This window comes from Pseudomonas sp. KK4 (assembly GCF_001984065.1).
Classification (GTDB): Bacteria; Pseudomonadota; Gammaproteobacteria; order Pseudomonadales; family Pseudomonadaceae; genus Aquipseudomonas.
The window spans coordinates 1-16797 of sequence record NZ_LYVP01000115.1 but is presented as its reverse complement, the minus strand read 5'-3'; the positions used below and the strand labels follow the sequence as shown (position 1 = coordinate 16797).

15 protein-coding genes are annotated in these 16797 nt (G+C 61.5%); 7 read left to right on the top strand and 8 right to left on the bottom strand.

From position 1 onward, the window contains the following. Positions 1-95: 95 nt before the first annotated feature. Positions 96-536, bottom strand: a complete 441-nt coding sequence (locus B0W55_RS24690) for a CBS domain-containing protein (protein ID WP_077048527.1) — start codon at positions 534-536, stop codon at positions 96-98. Positions 537-756: 220 nt separating this feature from the next. Here B0W55_RS24690 and B0W55_RS24685 point away from each other — a divergent pair, with 220 nt between their 5' ends. Beyond that, positions 757-3117, top strand: a complete 2361-nt coding sequence (locus B0W55_RS24685) for a DNA polymerase II (RefSeq protein WP_175645562.1) — start codon at positions 757-759, stop codon at positions 3115-3117. Here B0W55_RS24685 and B0W55_RS24680 read toward each other — a convergent pair. From B0W55_RS24680 to B0W55_RS24670, 3 genes are all read right to left on the bottom strand, one after another. Continuing rightward, positions 3082-3552 (bottom strand): DUF1810 domain-containing protein, encoded by a 471-nt coding sequence (locus B0W55_RS24680; RefSeq protein WP_077048525.1) that lies wholly within the window; start codon positions 3550-3552, stop codon positions 3082-3084. The genes B0W55_RS24685 and B0W55_RS24680 overlap by 36 nt on opposite strands. Before the next feature lie 29 nt (positions 3553-3581). Beyond that, positions 3582-4403, bottom strand: coding sequence for an aldo/keto reductase (locus tag B0W55_RS24675; RefSeq protein ID WP_077048524.1), 822 nt, complete (start codon positions 4401-4403; stop codon positions 3582-3584). Between the two features lie 245 nt (positions 4404-4648). Further along, positions 4649-5797 carry an aldose epimerase family protein gene (locus B0W55_RS24670; RefSeq protein WP_077048523.1) on the bottom strand — a complete coding sequence of 383 codons (1149 nt, stop codon included), beginning with the start codon at positions 5795-5797 and terminating at the stop codon, positions 4649-4651. 252 nt (positions 5798-6049) lie between these two features. Here B0W55_RS24670 and B0W55_RS24665 point away from each other — a divergent pair, with 252 nt between their 5' ends. The 3 genes from B0W55_RS24665 to B0W55_RS24655 all read left to right on the top strand — a co-directional run bounded on the left by B0W55_RS24665 (position 6050) and on the right by B0W55_RS24655 (position 8598). Then, positions 6050-6799 (top strand): hypothetical protein, encoded by a 750-nt coding sequence (locus B0W55_RS24665; protein WP_077048522.1) that lies wholly within the window; start codon positions 6050-6052, stop codon positions 6797-6799. Between the two features lie 247 nt (positions 6800-7046). Beyond that, positions 7047-7832 (top strand): sulfite exporter TauE/SafE family protein, encoded by a 786-nt coding sequence (locus tag B0W55_RS24660; protein WP_077048521.1) that lies wholly within the window; start codon positions 7047-7049, stop codon positions 7830-7832. Positions 7833-8034: 202 nt separating this feature from the next. Continuing rightward, positions 8035-8598: a DUF4174 domain-containing protein gene (locus tag B0W55_RS24655; RefSeq protein WP_077048520.1), complete on the top strand. Its 564-nt coding sequence runs from the start codon at positions 8035-8037 to the stop codon at positions 8596-8598. Positions 8599-8846: 248 nt separating this feature from the next. On the opposite strand, the gene ampC is transcribed toward B0W55_RS24655, so the two are convergent. Further along, entirely contained in the window at positions 8847-10001 is a 1155-nt protein-coding gene (gene ampC / locus B0W55_RS24650) for a class C beta-lactamase (protein ID WP_305882530.1), read from the bottom strand. Positions 10002-10157: 156 nt separating this feature from the next. Between ampC and B0W55_RS24645 the strand changes: the two genes are divergently transcribed. Further along, positions 10158-11030, top strand: coding sequence for a LysR family transcriptional regulator (locus tag B0W55_RS24645; RefSeq protein ID WP_077048519.1), 873 nt, complete (start codon positions 10158-10160; stop codon positions 11028-11030). Positions 11031-11075: 45 nt separating this feature from the next. On the opposite strand, the gene gudD is transcribed toward B0W55_RS24645, so the two are convergent. Then, positions 11076-12419 carry a glucarate dehydratase gene (gene gudD / locus B0W55_RS24640; protein ID WP_077048518.1) on the bottom strand — a complete coding sequence of 448 codons (1344 nt, stop codon included), beginning with the start codon at positions 12417-12419 and terminating at the stop codon, positions 11076-11078. A gap of 24 nt (positions 12420-12443) precedes the next feature. Then, complete coding sequence (locus tag B0W55_RS24635) at positions 12444-13790, bottom strand: MFS transporter (RefSeq protein WP_077048517.1); 1347 nt, start codon at positions 13788-13790, stop codon at positions 12444-12446. Between the two features lie 280 nt (positions 13791-14070). Between B0W55_RS24635 and B0W55_RS24630 the strand changes: the two genes are divergently transcribed. Next, positions 14071-14781, top strand: a complete 711-nt coding sequence (locus tag B0W55_RS24630) for a FadR/GntR family transcriptional regulator (protein WP_077048516.1) — start codon at positions 14071-14073, stop codon at positions 14779-14781. Between the two features lie 3 nt (positions 14782-14784). On the opposite strand, the gene B0W55_RS24625 is transcribed toward B0W55_RS24630, so the two are convergent. Further along, positions 14785-15684 carry a DMT family transporter gene (locus B0W55_RS24625; RefSeq protein ID WP_077048515.1) on the bottom strand — a complete coding sequence of 300 codons (900 nt, stop codon included), beginning with the start codon at positions 15682-15684 and terminating at the stop codon, positions 14785-14787. 98 nt (positions 15685-15782) lie between these two features. Between B0W55_RS24625 and B0W55_RS24620 the strand changes: the two genes are divergently transcribed. Next, entirely contained in the window at positions 15783-16646 is an 864-nt protein-coding gene (locus tag B0W55_RS24620) for a LysR family transcriptional regulator (RefSeq protein ID WP_077048514.1), read from the top strand. The last annotated feature ends 151 nt before the right edge of the window (positions 16647-16797 follow it).

Genomic DNA, 16797 nt, shown 5'->3' with positions numbered 1-16797 from the left:
CGCGAAAGCGGTGTGTCAGCCAATGCATAATTGACTGACACACCGCTTTCGCGAGCAAGCCCGCTCCCACATTTTGATGGGGCGGTGTTCTCCGGTTATTCGCCGCGAATGTACTGCTCCAACTGGCGAATCAGCTCGGCCTGTTCAGCGATGGCTTCCTTGACCAGGTCGCCGATGGACAGCAGGCCGATCAACTTGCCGTTTTCCACCACCGGCAGGTGGCGCAGGCGTTTGTCGGACATGATGCCCAGGCAGGTATCGACCGTCTGGTGGGTGTCCACGGTGATCACCGGCGAGACCATGATGTCGCGCACTGGCGTGCCGACCGAAGACCTGCCATGCAGCACCAGTTTTCGTGCGTAATCGCGTTCACTGATGATGCCCAGCACTTCTTCATTGTCCACCACCAGCAGTGCGCCGACGTTCTTCTCGGCCATCTTCATCAGCGCTTCGAGCACCATGTGATCGGGCTTGATCTGGTGCACTTCCTGGTTCTTCTGATCTTTCAACTTGAGCAGCTGCGCGACGGTTTTCATGGCGGTTTCCCGGGGTGTTGTCGTTGTTCTTGAAGAATCGTAGACGCAAGCGCCGAGGGCAAGGGCGAAAGCGGCAGATAACACGCAAAAAACGTCATTCAGCGGATTTTCTTCGATATCCCCCACCTTCCTGGCCAACGAAGACGGCTGTGGGATCGACGCTGAACCTCACAATGACGCGTAGAATGACCCGCCTGAATCAACTCCGAGGTTTGCAGTGGTGGATTTACCCCAGGGCTTCGTCCTGACCCGGCATTGGCGCGATACCCCGGCGGGTACGGAAGTCGAATTCTGGCTGGCGACCGACAGCGGTCCGCGACGCATCCGCCTGCCTCATCAGCCGTCGGTGGCGTTCATCCCGGCCATCCAGCGCGGGCAGGCCGAGGCGTTGCTGCAGGATGAAAAGAACGTCGAGCTCAAGCCCTTGGCCCTGCAGGATTTCGAGCACCGCCCGGTGCTCGGCCTGTATTGCCGCCAGCACGGGCAACTGATGCGCCTGGAAACGGCGTTGCGCCGGGCCGGGGTCGAGGTGTACGAAGCCGACGTGCGCCCCCCGGAGCGCTATCTGATGGAGCGCTTCATCACCGCACCGGTGCGTTTTGGCAGCACCGCGGATGCCGACGGCGTGCTGCTCGACGCCCAGCTCAAGCCCGATCCCGATTACCGCCCGACCCTCAGACTGGTGTCCCTGGACATCGAAACCACTGCTCAGGGCGAACTCTATTCCATCGCCCTGGAAGGCTGCGGCGAGCGTCAGGTGTACATGCTCGGCCCAGCCAACGGCGACGATAGCGAAGTGGATTTCCAGCTCGAATACTGCGAGTCGCGCACCGTATTGCTGAAAAAGCTCAACGAATGGTTCGCCCGCCATGACCCCGACGCGCTGATCGGCTGGAACGTGGTGCAGTTCGACCTGCGGGTACTGCACGAACACGCCCGGCGCCTCGGTGTGCCTTTGAAGCTGGGACGCGGCGGCGAGGAAATGCAGTGGCGCGAGCACGGCAATGGCAACCATTACTTCGCGTCCGCCGCCGGCCGCTTGATCATCGACGGTATCGAAGCCCTGCGCTCGGCGACCTGGAGCTTTGCGTCGTTCAGCCTGGAAAATGTCGCGCAGACCTTGCTGGGGGAGGGCAAGGCCATCGCCACCCCTTACCAGCGCATGGACGAAATCAACCGCATGTTCGCCGAGGACAAACCGGCGCTGGCCACCTACAACCTCAAGGACTGCGAGCTGGTCACGCGGATTTTCGCCAAGACCCAATTGCTCACCTTCCTGCTGGAACGGGCCAGCGTCACCGGTTTGCCCGTGGACCGCATGGGCGGCTCGGTGGCGGCGTTTACCCACCTCTATATGCCGCTGATGCATCGCCAGGGCTTCGTCGCCCCCAACCTGGGCGGCAAGCCACCGCAGGCGAGCCCCGGCGGCTTTGTCATGGACTCGCAACCGGGGCTGTACGAATCGGTGCTGGTGTTCGACTACAAAAGCCTTTACCCCTCGATCATCCGCACGTTCCTGATTGACCCGGTGGGTCTGATCGAAGGACTCAAGCACCCGGACGACGCCGACTCGGTGCCGGGCTTTCGCGGCGCGCGGTTTTCCCGCACCCGGCATTGCCTGCCGGCCATCGTCGCCCGGGTCGCCGAAGGCCGGGAGGTGGCCAAGCGCGAGCACAACGCGCCGCTGTCCCAGGCGCTGAAGATCATCATGAACGCCTTCTACGGGGTGCTCGGTTCCAGTGGCTGCCGCTTCTTCGATACGCGCCTGGCCTCGTCCATTACCCTGCGCGGCCACGAGATCATGCTGCGCACCCGGCAACTGATCGAGGAACAGGGCCACACGGTGATCTACGGCGACACCGACTCGACCTTCGTCTGGCTGCGTCGCGCTCACGGCCAGCAGGAAGCGGCGCAGATCGGCCGGGCTCTGGTGGACCACGTCAACCAATGGTGGCGCGAGCATGTGCGGCAGGAATATGGCCTGGAGAGTGCCCTGGAGCTGCAGTTCGAGACCCATTACAAACGCTTTCTGATGCCGACCATCCGCGGGGCGGAGGAGGGCAGCAAGAAACGCTATGCGGGACTGGTCAGCCGTGCCGACGGCACGGACGAAATGGTCTACAAGGGCCTGGAAACCGTGCGCACCGACTGGTCGCTGCTGGCCCGGCAGTTCCAGCAGGAGCTGTATTCGTTGATTTTCCATCGCAAGCCGTATCAGGAGTATGTGCGCGACTACGTGCGCAAGACCCTGGCCGGCGAGTTCGACGAGCGTCTGATCTACCGCAAGCGCCTGCGCCGCACCCTCGACGACTACCAGCGCAACGTCCCGCCCCACGTGCGGGCGGCACGCATCGCCGATGACTACAACGACCAGCAGGGCCGGCCACGCCAGTACCAGAACGGCGGCTGGATCCGTTACGTGATCACCGTCGTCGGCCCCGAGCCGCTGGAGATCCGCAGCGCGCCCATCGATTACGACCACTACATCAGCAAACAGCTGCAACCGGTGGCGGACGCGATCCTGCCTTTCGTCGACGACGATTTCTCAACCCTGATCGGGGGGCAACTGGGCCTGTTTTGAGTCCATCAGCGACAGCGTCCAGTCGTCCAGGATGCCGTGAAAGAACTGGTTCAGGGCTTGATGGAAGGGGCTGTCCTTGGGCGCGACCTGGGCGAACAGGGTCATCGATGAGTGGAATTTCAAGTCGTCGGGATGGCCGAAAATCGCTGCGATCGAACGTTGCTGGATGTTCAGCACTTCGTGGGTGCAGGTACGCAGTCGGGCGCCGAGCAGCGGGTGATCGAGGTAAGCCTGGGCTTCTTCCCGGGAGCCGATCGCGTAGCGTCGAGACATGTCGCTGCCACCGAGCCCGGCGAACTGCGGGAAGACGAACCACATCCAGTGACTGCGCTTGTGGCCGGCGCTCAATTCGGCCTGGACCCGATCGAACACCGGGTCTTGCGCCTGGACAAAACGTTGCAGGTTAAAGCAATCGAGCGGATCAGTGCTTCTCATGCCGAAGCCCTCTGACAGACTGCGCTGGCTCAGACCATGGCCAGTCGCTGCTTGCGTTGGGGTGCTTGAAACGCTTGGTCCAGCGCCTCCAGATCCCCGGGTTCAAGCTGCAATCCGGCAGCCTGGGCGTTGAGTCTCACATGTTCGGGGCGGACCGCCTTGGGGATGGCGATCACCCCCTTCTGGCGCAGCAACCAGGCCAACGACACCTGCGCCGGTGTCACGGCATGTCGGGCGGCGACCTGTTTGAGCATGGCGTTGCCGAGCATCTTGCCGCCCTGGCCGATCGGACAATAGGCCATCACGGGCAGGCGTTGCTGCTGGCACACGGGCAACAGATCGAATTCTATGCCGCGCGCCTCCAGATTGTAGAGCACCTGATTGGTGGCGCAGGCCGGGGCGTTGAGTTCCTGCAGATCATCGACGTCGAAATTGGACACGCCCCAGCGGCCGATCTTGCCCGCGTAGCGCAGGCGTTCGAAGGCTTCGACAGTTTCTTCAAGCGGGTACTGGCCGCGCCAGTGCAACAGGTACAGGTCGATATGGTCGGTGCCGAGCCTTTGCAAGCTGCGCTCGCAGGCGGCGGGGATACCCTCGCGGCTGGCGTTGTGCGGATAGACCTTGCTGACCAGGTACACCTTGTCGCGCTGGCCGCTGATGGCTTCGCCCACCACCTGCTCGGCACCACCTTCGGCGTACATTTCGGCGGTGTCGATCAGGGTCATGCCCAGGTCGATGCCCAGCCGTAGCGCGGCGACTTCCTCGTGGCGGCGGGAACGGTCTTCGCCCATCTTCCAGGTGCCCTGGCCGATGACCGGAACGTCGATGCCGCCGATGTCGATAAACCGCATGAAAATCTCCCGTGTTCCATTCGATGCTTCAGTTGGCACCAGAATAGCCGCAGGGTTCCATGAAGGAGCAATGGTTGAGCGCAACATTGAACCTGTGGCGAGGGAGCTTGCTCGCGCTGGACTGCGCAGCAGTCCCTTTCTGTCAAACAAAGAGCGGGGCCGCTTCGCAGCCCAGCGGGAGCAAGCTCCCTCGCCACAGGGGGTTCAAACATCTTGAGTGATGGTTAACGGAACAGCATTTCGGCTTATTGCGCGGAGAACTTCAGCACCGTGTGCTGGGTGTAGGTCTTGCCCGGATCCAAACGGGTGGACGGGAAGTTCGGTTGGTTTGGCGCGTCCGGATAATGCTGGGTTTCCAGGGTGAAGGCGCTCCAGTGCTGGTAAGTCTTGCCGGCCTTGCCCTTGACCGAACCGTCGAGGAAGTTGCTGGTATAGAACTGCACGCCTGGTTCGCTGGTGTACAACTGCAGACGGCGCCCGGACTGCGGGTCGCTGACGTCGGCGGCGAGTTTTTTCTGATCGCCCTTGGTGTCCAGCACCCAGTTGAAGTCAAAGCCGCCCTGTTTCGGTTCGGCGAATTTCAACTGAGGATGATCGGCCTTGATGTTTTTGCCGATGGCGGTGGGCTGGGTAAAGTCCATGGGCGTGCCGGCCACGGGCGCCAGTTCGCCGGTAGGGATCAGCTTGGCGTTGACCGGGGTGTAATGGCTGGCGTGCAAGGTCGCGACCTGTTGCAGGATGTCGCCATTACCGGCGCCGGCGAGGTTGAAGTAGCTGTGGTTGGTCAGGTTCAACACCGTGGGTTTATCGGTGGAGGCCTTGTAGTCGATGCGCAGCTCGTTGTTCTCGGTGAGGCTGTAGGTGACTTCGGTTTTCAGGTTGCCCGGAAACCCCATCTCGCCGTCCGCCGACAGGTAGGTCAGGGTCACGCCCACCGAGTCCTTGCCTTTGCCCGGCTGGGCTTTCCAGACTTTCTTGTCAAAACCCAGCGGGCCGCCGTGCAGTGAATTGGTGCCGTCGTTTTGCGGCACCTGGTAGTGCTTGCCGTCCAGCTCGAACGCGCCGTTGGCCAGGCGATTGCCGAAACGGCCGATGGTCGCGCCAAAGTAGGCCTTGCCGCCCTGATAACCCTGCACGTCATCGAAACCCAGCACCACATCGTCGAGCTTGCCGTTCTTGTCCGGCACGATCAGCGACTGCAACGTGGCGCCGTAGGTAATGACCGTGGCCTGCATGCCGTGGCTGTTGCGCAGCACGTATTGCTCGACGGGCGTGCCGTCACTGGTTTTGCCAAAGACTTTGTGTTCGCTCGACAGGCCGGCGGCCTGGGCGCTTAGCGTGGCGATCATGAGGGACAGTCCGAGAACGCAGCGTGGGTGGCGGGATTGAAGCATCGTTGACCTTCCTTTTTGTTGTTTTTTATTGATTAGTCATACTACTGATCGCAGATACCGGCGATAGCGGAACAATTTATAGCTCAAATTCACGATTTACATCATTAAAGTATGACTAATTTGGATGTGGGGTCGTGATGCCATTCCGGTTATGGACCGCCGGTAATGCACTTTTGCGCATTTCACGGCTCTATCCCTTGGTCCGCCAGCGGCGATACCCACCGCAGGCCCCCTGTTTAAGTCCAACTGCCCATGGTCCGAGTTTCACCCGTCATCGCCCAACGCATGCGCCGTCATTGCCATTGGCTTGCAATGCTGTCGATGCTGTTCATCAACGGCTGCAGCCAGCAGCAAGGCCGGGACATCGTCACCCAATTTCGCGAGGGCAAACCCCAGGAATTCCTGCAAACCAGCGTCGACCGCATGGCCACGCTGACGATGCGTGACAACCTCGACAGCCTTTACCTGCTGATGAGCAAGCTCTACCTGCGCAACCCCGAGGAGTTGAAAAAATCCGGCTTCCTCGATGCCCGCACCGCCGGCAAGCAGGTGCGCATGGCCATCGAACAGCAACAGCCGATGCCGACCCTGGGCGGCAGGAAAGACCTGGCGGCGTTGCGCTTTGCCATGAGCCCGGAGTTTCTCGGCGATCGGGTCGGCGCATTTATCTATGCCATCGGCAGCATGCTGGTCACCGCCCACGGCAATCGCCTGGAGTTCTACATGACGGACGCGATCAACCCGACCTTCGTCAGCAACGCCGCGCGCAACATCGAAATCGCCACCTGGATCCTCAGTCAGCGGCAGAACAAGGATGGCCAGTTGATGCTGTTCTCCAACGAAATCTCGGAGGAGGGCAGCAACCTGAGTTTCGCCGTGGAATTCGGCAAGATCGTCGCCCGGCTCGACCTGCTGACCCAGATGCTCGACGAGCGCTACCGGCGGATAGGGCTCAACTACGCGCAGAGTTTGCTGTTCCTGAATTTCCTGCCGGTGCAATGAGCCCCATGAGACTGCCTGTCGCCGCGTTTGGAAACGACGCAACCCTGTAGGCGCGAGGCTTGCCCGCGAAGACGGCGTCCAGGGCGATAACGCTGTTGGATGGGCCGTCCTCTTCGCGGGCAAGCCTCGCTCCAACAAAGCATTGGCGTGTTCAGGCATAAAGATAGATCGCATCGATATAAGTGGTTATAAGAAAAATCGCTATGCTGCGGGCCGGATTTTCCTTGCAGTCTTTGTGGACGTATCAATGGATTTAGTGAACATCGGGTTGGTTGTCGCCGGGCTGGTCGTTGGTTTCATCGTCGGCATGACCGGCGTGGGCGGCGGGTCGTTGATGACGCCGATCCTGCTGTGGTTCGGCATCAACCCGGCCACGGCGGTCGGCACCGACCTGCTGTACGCGGCCATCACCAAATCCAGCGGCGTGCTGGTTCACAAAAAGAACAACAACATCGACTGGGCGATCACCGGGTGGCTGACCCTGGGCAGCGTGCCGGCGGTGGCGTTGACCCTGTGGTTCCTCAGCAGCCTGCATTCGGCGCCCGAGGCGATGAACGCGATCATCAAGCAGGCCCTGGGCGTTGTCCTGCTCGCCACCGCCCTGGCGATCCTGTTCAAGAAGCGCCTGCTGGATTTCGCTCACAAACGTGCCGGCGGTCACTACAACCCCAGCGGCACACGCCTCAATGTTCTCACCGTCATCACCGGCCTGGTGCTCGGCACCATGGTTGCCCTGACTTCCATCGGTGCCGGCGCCCTGGGCACCGTGGCCCTGTTCATCCTCTACCCATTGCTGCCGACCCGCCGTCTGGTGGGCACCGAGATCGCCCACGCCGTGCCCCTGACGCTGGTCGCCGGCCTCGGCCACGCAAGCATGGGGAATATGGACTGGCAGGTGCTGGGTTTCCTGCTGGTGGGTTCGCTGCCGGGGATCTACCTGGGTAGCCACCTGACCGGGCGTATCTCCGACGAAGTGCTGCGTCCTTGCCTGGCGACCATGCTGGTATTGATCGGTTACAAGCTGGTGTTCTGATTCAACGCGGCAGTGCCATCGCCTGCCCATTCTGATCATCGATTTGCCAGGGGGCCGTCCCGCATCGATATCCCCCGACCTGTTGCGCAATGACCGCCCTGACCTAAGCTTGGGTCAAGGCGAAGCACATTTGCCGAGCGCCCCCCGGAACGATCGCCGCGATGCGCAATCATTAGAGCGTGGATATCAAAAGGAGATGCGCATGCTCATCAGGTCTCTGACCCTGGCAACCTTGCTGGCTGTTGCCGGCCCCCTGTTCGCCAACGATGGCGATTCACCACTGGACGTCAACAAAGGCCTGGCCCGGCCGCTGATCGTCATCGCATCGAGCACCGTGGATCCGGTCTGGGTAAACCTGAAAAAATCCCTGGAGGATCCGGCCAACAAGCAGGGCGTGGCCGATCGCAACATCCGCGTCTACAGCGTGTTGAACATGTCCGGCCAACTCGATGGCAAGGACATGGGCCAGCAAGACACCATGGCGCTGATCCGCGCCCTGAAACTCGGCGCCGGGGCGTTGCCGAAGGTGATTCTGGTGGGCAAGGACGGTGAAAAAAAGCTTGAGAGTTCGGGGGAAGAATCGAAGTCGGTGGACCTGAAGAAAATCTTCGAGACCGTCGATGCCTTGCCGGCCTCCGAGAAGGAAATGGCTGCACCCACCCCGCCTCCGGTAGCCGCCGAAGCCGCCCCGGCCAAGGGTGGCAAGAACGCCAAACCTGCGAAACCGGCCAAGCCCAGCAAGCCGCCTGAGATGCCGGATGATTGATCATTGCGCCGTCAGTCATGTACCTGTGGGAGCGGGCTTGCTCGCGAAAGCTGTAGATCAGTCAACGTATCTATGGGCAGTTACCCCGCCATCGCTGGCAGGCCAGCTCCCGGGTAGACAACCCCACCTCCTGTAGGAGTGAGCACGCTCGCGATGGACGTCGCCGGTAACGCTGGCTGTCTGAATCACCGCGCTGCCTGGACGTTCTTCGCGAGCAAGCTCGCTCCTACAGTTTCTTGTCCCTTTTCTTACTTGCTCATTCCGCTCAGGATCGTGTGAGCCAGTTTCACCCGCTCCGGATTCGGGTAGTTCCTGTTGGCCAGGATCACGATGCCAATCTGCTGTTGCGGCACGTAAACGACGTAGGCACCGAACCCGCTGGTGGAGCCGGTCTTGTTGAACAGTGCATCCTGCCGAGGGGCTTGTGGCGGTTTGATCCATTGCACTGACTGGGGCTCGTAGGCCATCTGCGCCGAGTTGCCCGCCAGTAGCGTATCGAGCGAGACGGGGTTGTTGTAGAACTCCCAGCCCAGGCCCTGGGTCATGCCGCCGACCGTGTAATAACCGGTTTGCGTGATGGCGATGGCCTGCTGCAAGGGCTTTTCCAGTTTCGCCGGTTGCAGATTGGCTTCGACATAGCGGATCAGGTCCGCGGCGCTGGTTTTAATTCCATAGGCCTCCGAATCCAGCGCCCCCGGGCCGACCCGTACCGGTTTGTCGTCCTTGTTGTAGCCCTGGGCATACAGGCCCATCTGATCCTGCGGCACCCTGAGGAAGGTGTGCTTCAAGCCGAGCCTGGGCAGCAGGGTTTTCTCCATGGCGTCATCGAACGGCGCTCCCAGGCTGTGCGCGGCCAGGTAGCCAAACAGGCCCAGGCTCGGGTTGGAGTACTGACGATGACTACCGGGGGCAAACACCGGTTTCCACTGTTTGAAATAGCCGAGCATCGTGTCCGGTGCATCGGCTTCGGCGGGGAATTGCAGCGGCAGGCCACCGGGGGTGTAGGTGCCCAGTTGCAGCACGCTGATGTTGTCGAACGCACTGCCGCGCAGCGCCGGCAGGACGTGGCTGGCCTTGTCCGACAGGGACAGTTTGCCGCTGGCCTGGGCATAGGCGGCCAGGGTGGCGGTGTAGGTCTTGCTCACCGAACCGATTTCGAACAGGGTGTTTTCGCTGACGGCGGTGCCGGTTTCTTTCGAGGCGACACCGTAGTTAAAGTAATGGGCTTGGCCGTTTACGGTAATGGCGACTGCCATCCCCGGGATCTTCTGTTGCTCCATCACCGGTTTGATCGTTGCGTCGACGAGGGTTTTCAGGCGGTCGTCAGCCATGCTGTGGCCGGTGCCGAGAAAAAGTAGGAAAGCGCTGTAGGACGCGAGTTGTTTGAGTTTCATTTCAGGCATGGCCGACCACTTCCTTGAGTTTGCTGGAGATTGACCGCTGAGCGCCGAGCTTTTTGGCGATCCGGGCCGCGGATGGCGAGCAAATCTAGGCAGGCTGTCGGGGTTCGGCAACCGATGATATTTTGCACGAGCCATTAGAAAAATTTTGGAGTGACCATGATCCGGCCTCAGTTACCGCTCAACGCCTTGCGCGCTTTCGAGGCCTCGGCCCGGCACTTGAGTTTTACCCGGGCGGCGGTGGAGTTGTGCGTGACCCAGGCGGCGGTCAGCCATCAGGTCAAAAGCCTGGAGTCGCAATTGGGTGTGACCCTGTTCAAACGCTTGCCCCGTGGGCTGATGCTGACCCGCGAAGGGGAAACGCTGCTGCCGGTGCTGCGCGACAGTTTCGACCGGATTGCCGAAACCCTGGCGTGTTTCGAGGGGGGGCATTTTCGTGAGGTGTTGACGGTGGGCGCGGTAGGCACCTTTGCCGTGGGCTGGTTGCTGCCGCGCCTGGCGGACTTCCAGAAGAAACATCCGTTCATAGATCTGCGCCTGTCGACCAACAACAACCGGGTGGATGTCGCCGCCGAAGGGCTCGATTACGCCATTCGTTTCGGCGCCGGTGCCTGGCATGGCATCGAGGCGCAACGGTTGATCGAAGCGCCGCTGTCAGTGTTGTGCATCCCTGACATCGCCCGACAACTGCGAGAGCCGGCCGATCTGCTGCAGCAGACGCTGCTGCGATCCTATCGCGCAGACGAGTGGCCCGAGTGGTTCCAGGCGGCGGGATTGTCGATGTTGGCGGCATCGCCCAGGAGCATTGTGTTCGACTCGTCGCTGGCGATGATGGAAGCGGCGTTGCAAGGCGTGGGCGTGGCGCTGGCACCGCCGCTGATGTTCGCCCGGCAACTGGCGGCGCAAGCGATCTGCCAGCCGTTCCCCGTCCATATCACCACCGGCAGCTACTGGCTGACCCGCTTGCAGTCCAGGCCTGAGACGTCGGCGATGGCGGCGTTCAAAGGCTGGCTGCAGCAAGTCGTACAGTGATGCCTTGTGGGAGCGCCGCTCCCACAGTAAGGCGGTGTTTTAACGTCACCGCACCAGGCATGGTCGCTTGTTATCGAACGTCCAGCCCGGCATCAGAAACTGCATGGCCACGCTGTCGTCCCGTGCCCCCAGGCCCATGCCTTTATACAACTCATGGGCTTTGGCCAATTGGTCGATGTCCAGTTCGATGCCCAAACCGGGCTTGCCCGGCACTTGCACGCAGCCGTCGACGATCTGCAGCGGGGCCTTGGTCAGGCGCTGGCCGTCCTGCCAGATCCAGTGGGTGTCGATGGCAGTGATTTCACCCGGTGCGGCTGCCGCGACATGGGTGAACATCGCCAGGGAAATGTCAAAGTGGTTGTTGGAGTGCGAGCCCCAGGTCAGGCCCCACTCGTGGCACATCTGGGCGACGCGCACCGACCCCTGCATGGTCCAGAAATGTGGGTCGGCCAGGGGGATGTCGACCGACTGCAACTGAATTGCGTGGCCCATTTCCCGCCAGTCGGTGGCGATCATGTTGGTGGCGGTTTTCAGGCCGGTGGCCCGGCGAAACTCGGCCATGACTTCGCGGCCCGAGTACCCGTTTTCCGCGCCGCACGGGTCCTCGGCGTAAGCCAGCACCTGATGCTGGTCGCGGCACAGGCGCACGGCTTCCTTGAGCGACCAGGCGCCATTGGGATCAAGGGTGATGCGCGCATCAGGGAAGCGTTCGGCCAACGCGGTCACCGCTTCGATCTCTTCGTCGCCACTGAGGACGCCGCCCTTGAGTTTGAAATCCTTGAAACCGTACTTTGCATGCGCCGCTTCAGCCAGGCGAACCACGGCCTGGGCGGTCATGGCTTTTTCGTGACGCACGCGGAACCAGTCGTTGTCGGCATCCGGCTCGCTGCGATAGGCCAGATCGGTCTGGTTGCGGTCGCCGACATAAAACAGATAGCCGAGCATCTTCACTTCATCGCGCTGCTGACCTTCGCCGAGCAGGGCGGCCACCGGCACGTCCAGGTGTTGGCCGAGCAGATCGAGCAGGGCCGCTTCGAGGCCCGTGACGGCGTGGACGGTGATGCGCAGGTCGAAGGTCTGCAGGCCGCGACCGCCGGCATCGCGGTCGGCGAACGTCTGGCGGACCTGGTTGAGTATTTTCTGATAGGTGCCGATGGGGCTGCCGACTACCAGGCTGCGCGCATCTTCGAGGGTCTGGCGAATGCGCTCGCCCCCCGGTACTTCACCGACGCCGGTGTGCCCGGCGTTGTCCTTGAGGATCACGATGTTGCGGGTGAAGAACGGGCCGTGGGCGCCGCTCAGGTTGAGCAACATGCCGTCGTGACCGGCCACGGGGACGACCTGCATGCTGGTGATGATCGGCGCTTTGGCGGTGTCTTGCAGATTCATTGTTCTTATCCTCTTCATCAATGTTCAGGCGTGTTTTGGCGCAGGTTTACCCAGCACCTCGACGGCGGCGGCTTTGGGTTTGTTGCGGGCGGCGAAGACGATGATGGCGGCGATGATCGAGGTCGCGGCCAGGCCATACAGCCCGCCCTGGATGGAGCCGGTGCGTTCTTCGAGCAGGCCGAAAGTGGTGGGTGCGACGAAACCGCCGAGGTTGCCCACCGAGTTGATCAGCGCAATGACCCCGGCGGCGATGCGCGCATCCAGATAGGCCTGGGGGATCGGCCAGAACAGTGACGACGCCGATTTGAAACCCAACGCGGCAAAGCAGATGGCGACGAAAGCGAAGATCGGTCCACCGGTTGTGGACATGAACATCCCGGCGGCGGCGATCAGCAGGGCGGCAGCGACCCAGGCTTGCTGATGCTTCCATCTGGCCGACAGCGAGGCGAAGGCGTACATGCCGATGATCGACAGCAACCACGGAATCGAATTGAACATGCCCACTTGAAAGTCGCTGAGCTCACCCATCTTCTTGATGATGCTCGGCAGCCAGAAGGTCGCGGCGTAGATGGTCAACTGGATGAAAAAATAGATCACGCAGAACAGGATGATCTGCCGGTCCTTGAGCAGTTTGCCCAGGGACGGCTTGATCGGGGTGGCGGCCTCACGGGCCAGTTGCTCGTCGTCGATGGCCTTGACCAGCGCGTCTTGTTCTTCGCGGGTCAGCCATTTGGCGTCGTGGGGTTTGGAGTCCAGCCAGAACCAGACAAAGGCGCACAAGCCCACCGAGAACATGCCCTCGATGAAGTACATCCATTGCCAGCCGTGCATGCCCAGGCCGTTGATTTGCAGGAGCAGCCCTGAGAGTGGGCCGCTGATCAGCGAGGCAATCGCCGAGCCGCTGAGGAAAATCGCAATCGCCTTGCCGCGCTCAACGCCCGGCAACCAGCGGGTGAAGTAATAGATTACCCCGGGGAAGAAACCGGCTTCGGCCACACCCAGCAAAAATCTCAGGATATAGAAGTGGGTTTCGGTCTGGATAAAGGCCATGCCGGCCGCCACCAGGCCCCAGGTCAGCATGATGCGTGTCAGCCAGATACGGGCGCCGACTTTTTGCAGAAGGATGTTGGAAGGCACTTCGAACAGCGCGTAGCCAATGAAGAACAGGCCGGCCCCGAGGCCGTAGGCGGCAGCGCCGATGCCCAGGTCGTGTTCCATGTGGGTACGGACGAAGCCGATGTTCACCCGGTCAATGTAATTGACGATGAACATGACGACGAACAGTGGCAAGACGTGGCGTTTGACTTTCGAGATCGCGGACTCAAGGGCCGAATCGGCGCCCATGTCCATTCCGGAGGTGGATGTATTCACTGCGGTTTCTCCCACTGATTATTGTTATGCGGGGTAGGGCTGGGTGCTGCGTTGTTGATAGACATCATACAACTACATTTTTTTGCCGTGCAACCACTCACGATCAACAAAATGGCCATTTATCTGAAGATTATTCTTAGTTTCAGTTGATTTTTCGGCAGATTCAAACAGGTGGATTGCCCAATTTGTTGAGTGTTGTCATACAAGTTGGCGACCTGTTGTCGAGAATTCCATCGTGCGCAGTGCTACGATTGGCGGGCACTGCCTTTGGATGAGCGCCATGCAAGAAGACCTCGACGCACCCGCCCGCAAGCGCGGCCACAACCTGGCCCACGACCTGGTGGCCAAGCTGACTCAGAGCATCCTGCTCGGGCAAATGCTGCCCGGGGAAAAACTGCCCTCGGAAAACAGCATTGTCCTGGAGCACGGCGTCAGTCGTACGGTGGTGCGCGAGGCCCTCTCCAAATTGCAGGCCTCGGGGCTGGTGGAGACGCGGCATGGCATCGGTACGTTTGTACTGGAGCGCGCGCCGGAGCAGGGTCTGCGCCTTAACGTCGATACGGCGCTGGGGGTGCGCAGCATTCTGGAGTTGCGCATGGGCCTGGAAACCCAGGCGGCGGCGCTGGCGGCGAGCCGTCGCAGTGATCAGCATTTGGCGCTGATGCGCGAAGCCCTCGATGACTATCAGAACCTGCTTGCCAACAACGACAGTTGCGTCGAGGCCGACCGGCGCTTTCATCTATTGATTGCCGAAGCCACCGGCAACCTGTGCTTCAGCGAAATCATGCAGCACCTGGGCAGCGCGATGATTCCGCGAACCCGGGTCAATGCCGCAGAACGTGGCGCCGTGGACCTGAGCAAGCTCGGGCAGCTGGCCAACCTGGAGCACGAGGCGATACTCAATGCGATCAAGCGTCAGGATCCGGACGCGGCGCGGGCGGCGATGTGGTTGCATTTGACCAACAGCCGGGATCGGTTTTCCCCCAGTTGATGCTCAGGTGCTCGCTGCCTCAATTACTGGCCTGCGCTCCAGGTTCAACGCCAGCACACTGATCAACACCACCACGGCTCCGACGGCCACCATCAAGGTCGGCTGTTCTCCCAGGATCACGGACGCGATTGCCATCGCGGTGGGCGGGATCAGGTACAGGGTCATGGTTGCCCGGCTCAGGTCCACGTGGGCCAGCACGTAGGCCCAGGCGAGGTACGCCAGGGCGCTGGGGAAAATGCCCAGGGCCAGCACTGCGAACTGTACGCGCAGCGGCGCACTGAGCACTTGTTGCGCCAGCCCGGGCAGGTAGGCCAACAACAAAAACGTCCCCGACCAGACCGTGTAGCACACCAGCGTCAACCCGTCGTAGCGCCCGGTGTGGTGCTTTTGCAGGGCGAAATACAGGCTCCAGGACAGCGCCGCCAACAGGATCAGCAACCCGTGGGCGTCAATGCTGCCCAGGCCTTTGTCACCCGCCACCACAATCAACACGCCGATCAAACCGAGAATCACGCAACCCCAGCGCCAGACGCTGACCCTATCCTTGAACACGAAGCGCGCCAGCAAGGTGCTGAACAGCGGCGTGGTTTGCGCCAGCACGCTCGAGGCGCCGGCGCTGACGCCCTGCTGACCGAAGTTCAGCGCTACGTGGTGAAGGCTCACCGCGAAGAAACCCAGTGCCATCAACAGCGGCACGTCGCGAAGGTTCGGCAAGCGAATGCCCTTGAACACCGCGACCACGGCCATGAACACCGACGCCAACACAAAGCGCGCCAGTGCCAGATGCACCGGGTCGTAGGCCTGCAAGCCGATGTGGATGCCGGAGGGGGAATACCCCCAGCACGCCACGACGAAGGCCATGGCCAGAATGATCTTCACGGGAGAGGGTTTGAGTGCGTTCATGGTTGAGTACCGAAGGGCAGATACAGGGAGTATCAGAACCACAACCATTCGCCACAACTGACTTATACTGCGTAAACCGTTCACTTTGAGTGATGTATATGGAGCTGGCCCAGATTCGCATGTTCAAGACCGTCGCCGAGCTGGGCAGCATCGCCCGGGCGGCCGAGGCGCTGCATTGCGTACCGTCGAACATCACGGCACGGATCAAGGCGCTGGAAGCGGAGTTGGGGGTGGCGCTTTTTCTGCGGGAGGGACGCGGACTGCGGATCAGTGCGTCGGGTCAGACCTTTCTGGCTTACGCCTCGAAGATCCTGGCGATGACCGCTGAAGCCAAGCGCGCGGTCGACCCGCGCGCCGAACCGTCCGGGCCGTTGCGCATTGGCGCCATCGAGTCTTCGGCCACCGGTCGCCTGCCGCGCTTGCTGGCGAAATTCCACAAGCGTTATCCGGCGGTGGCGCTGGAACTGACCACCGGCACCTGGGGCCAGTTGCTGGACGACACCCTGAGCCATCGCCTGGATGGCGCGATCGTGGCGGTGGACGTGGAACGCTCGCACCTCAAGCGCACGCCGATGTACCGCGAAGACCTGTTGCTGATCGCTTCGACCTCCCTCGGACCGGTGCGCGACATGGCGGATCTGCACGACAAGACCGTGTTCATGTGGCCTCAGGGCTGCCCGTATCGGGCGGCGCTGGAGCATTGGTTGCTGCGTCAGGGTCAGGCGTTGCCGATTGTCAGCCTCGCCAGTTATGGCGCGATCGTCGGCTGCGTCAGCGCCGGAGCCGGTGTGGCGCTGGTGCCCAAGGGGATTTTCGATCAATACGCCAAGGGCGCGGGTTGCGTCGGCTACGAATTCCCGGATCTGACGGCCATCGACAACCTGTTTTACTGGCATGAAAACGCCGGAGTACATCCCGCGCGCGAAGCGTTCGTGGCGATGTTGCGCGAAGAATTCGCCTGACACATCGCCTGATGTGGGCGCAACTGTCCACCCCCCCCTGCCATTCGTCACCGCCATCGCTGGCAGGCCAGCTCCCACAGTGGATTTGTGTCGACCACAACACCCATGGCCAACCTGAAATACTGTGGGAGCGGGCTTGCTCGCGAAGAGG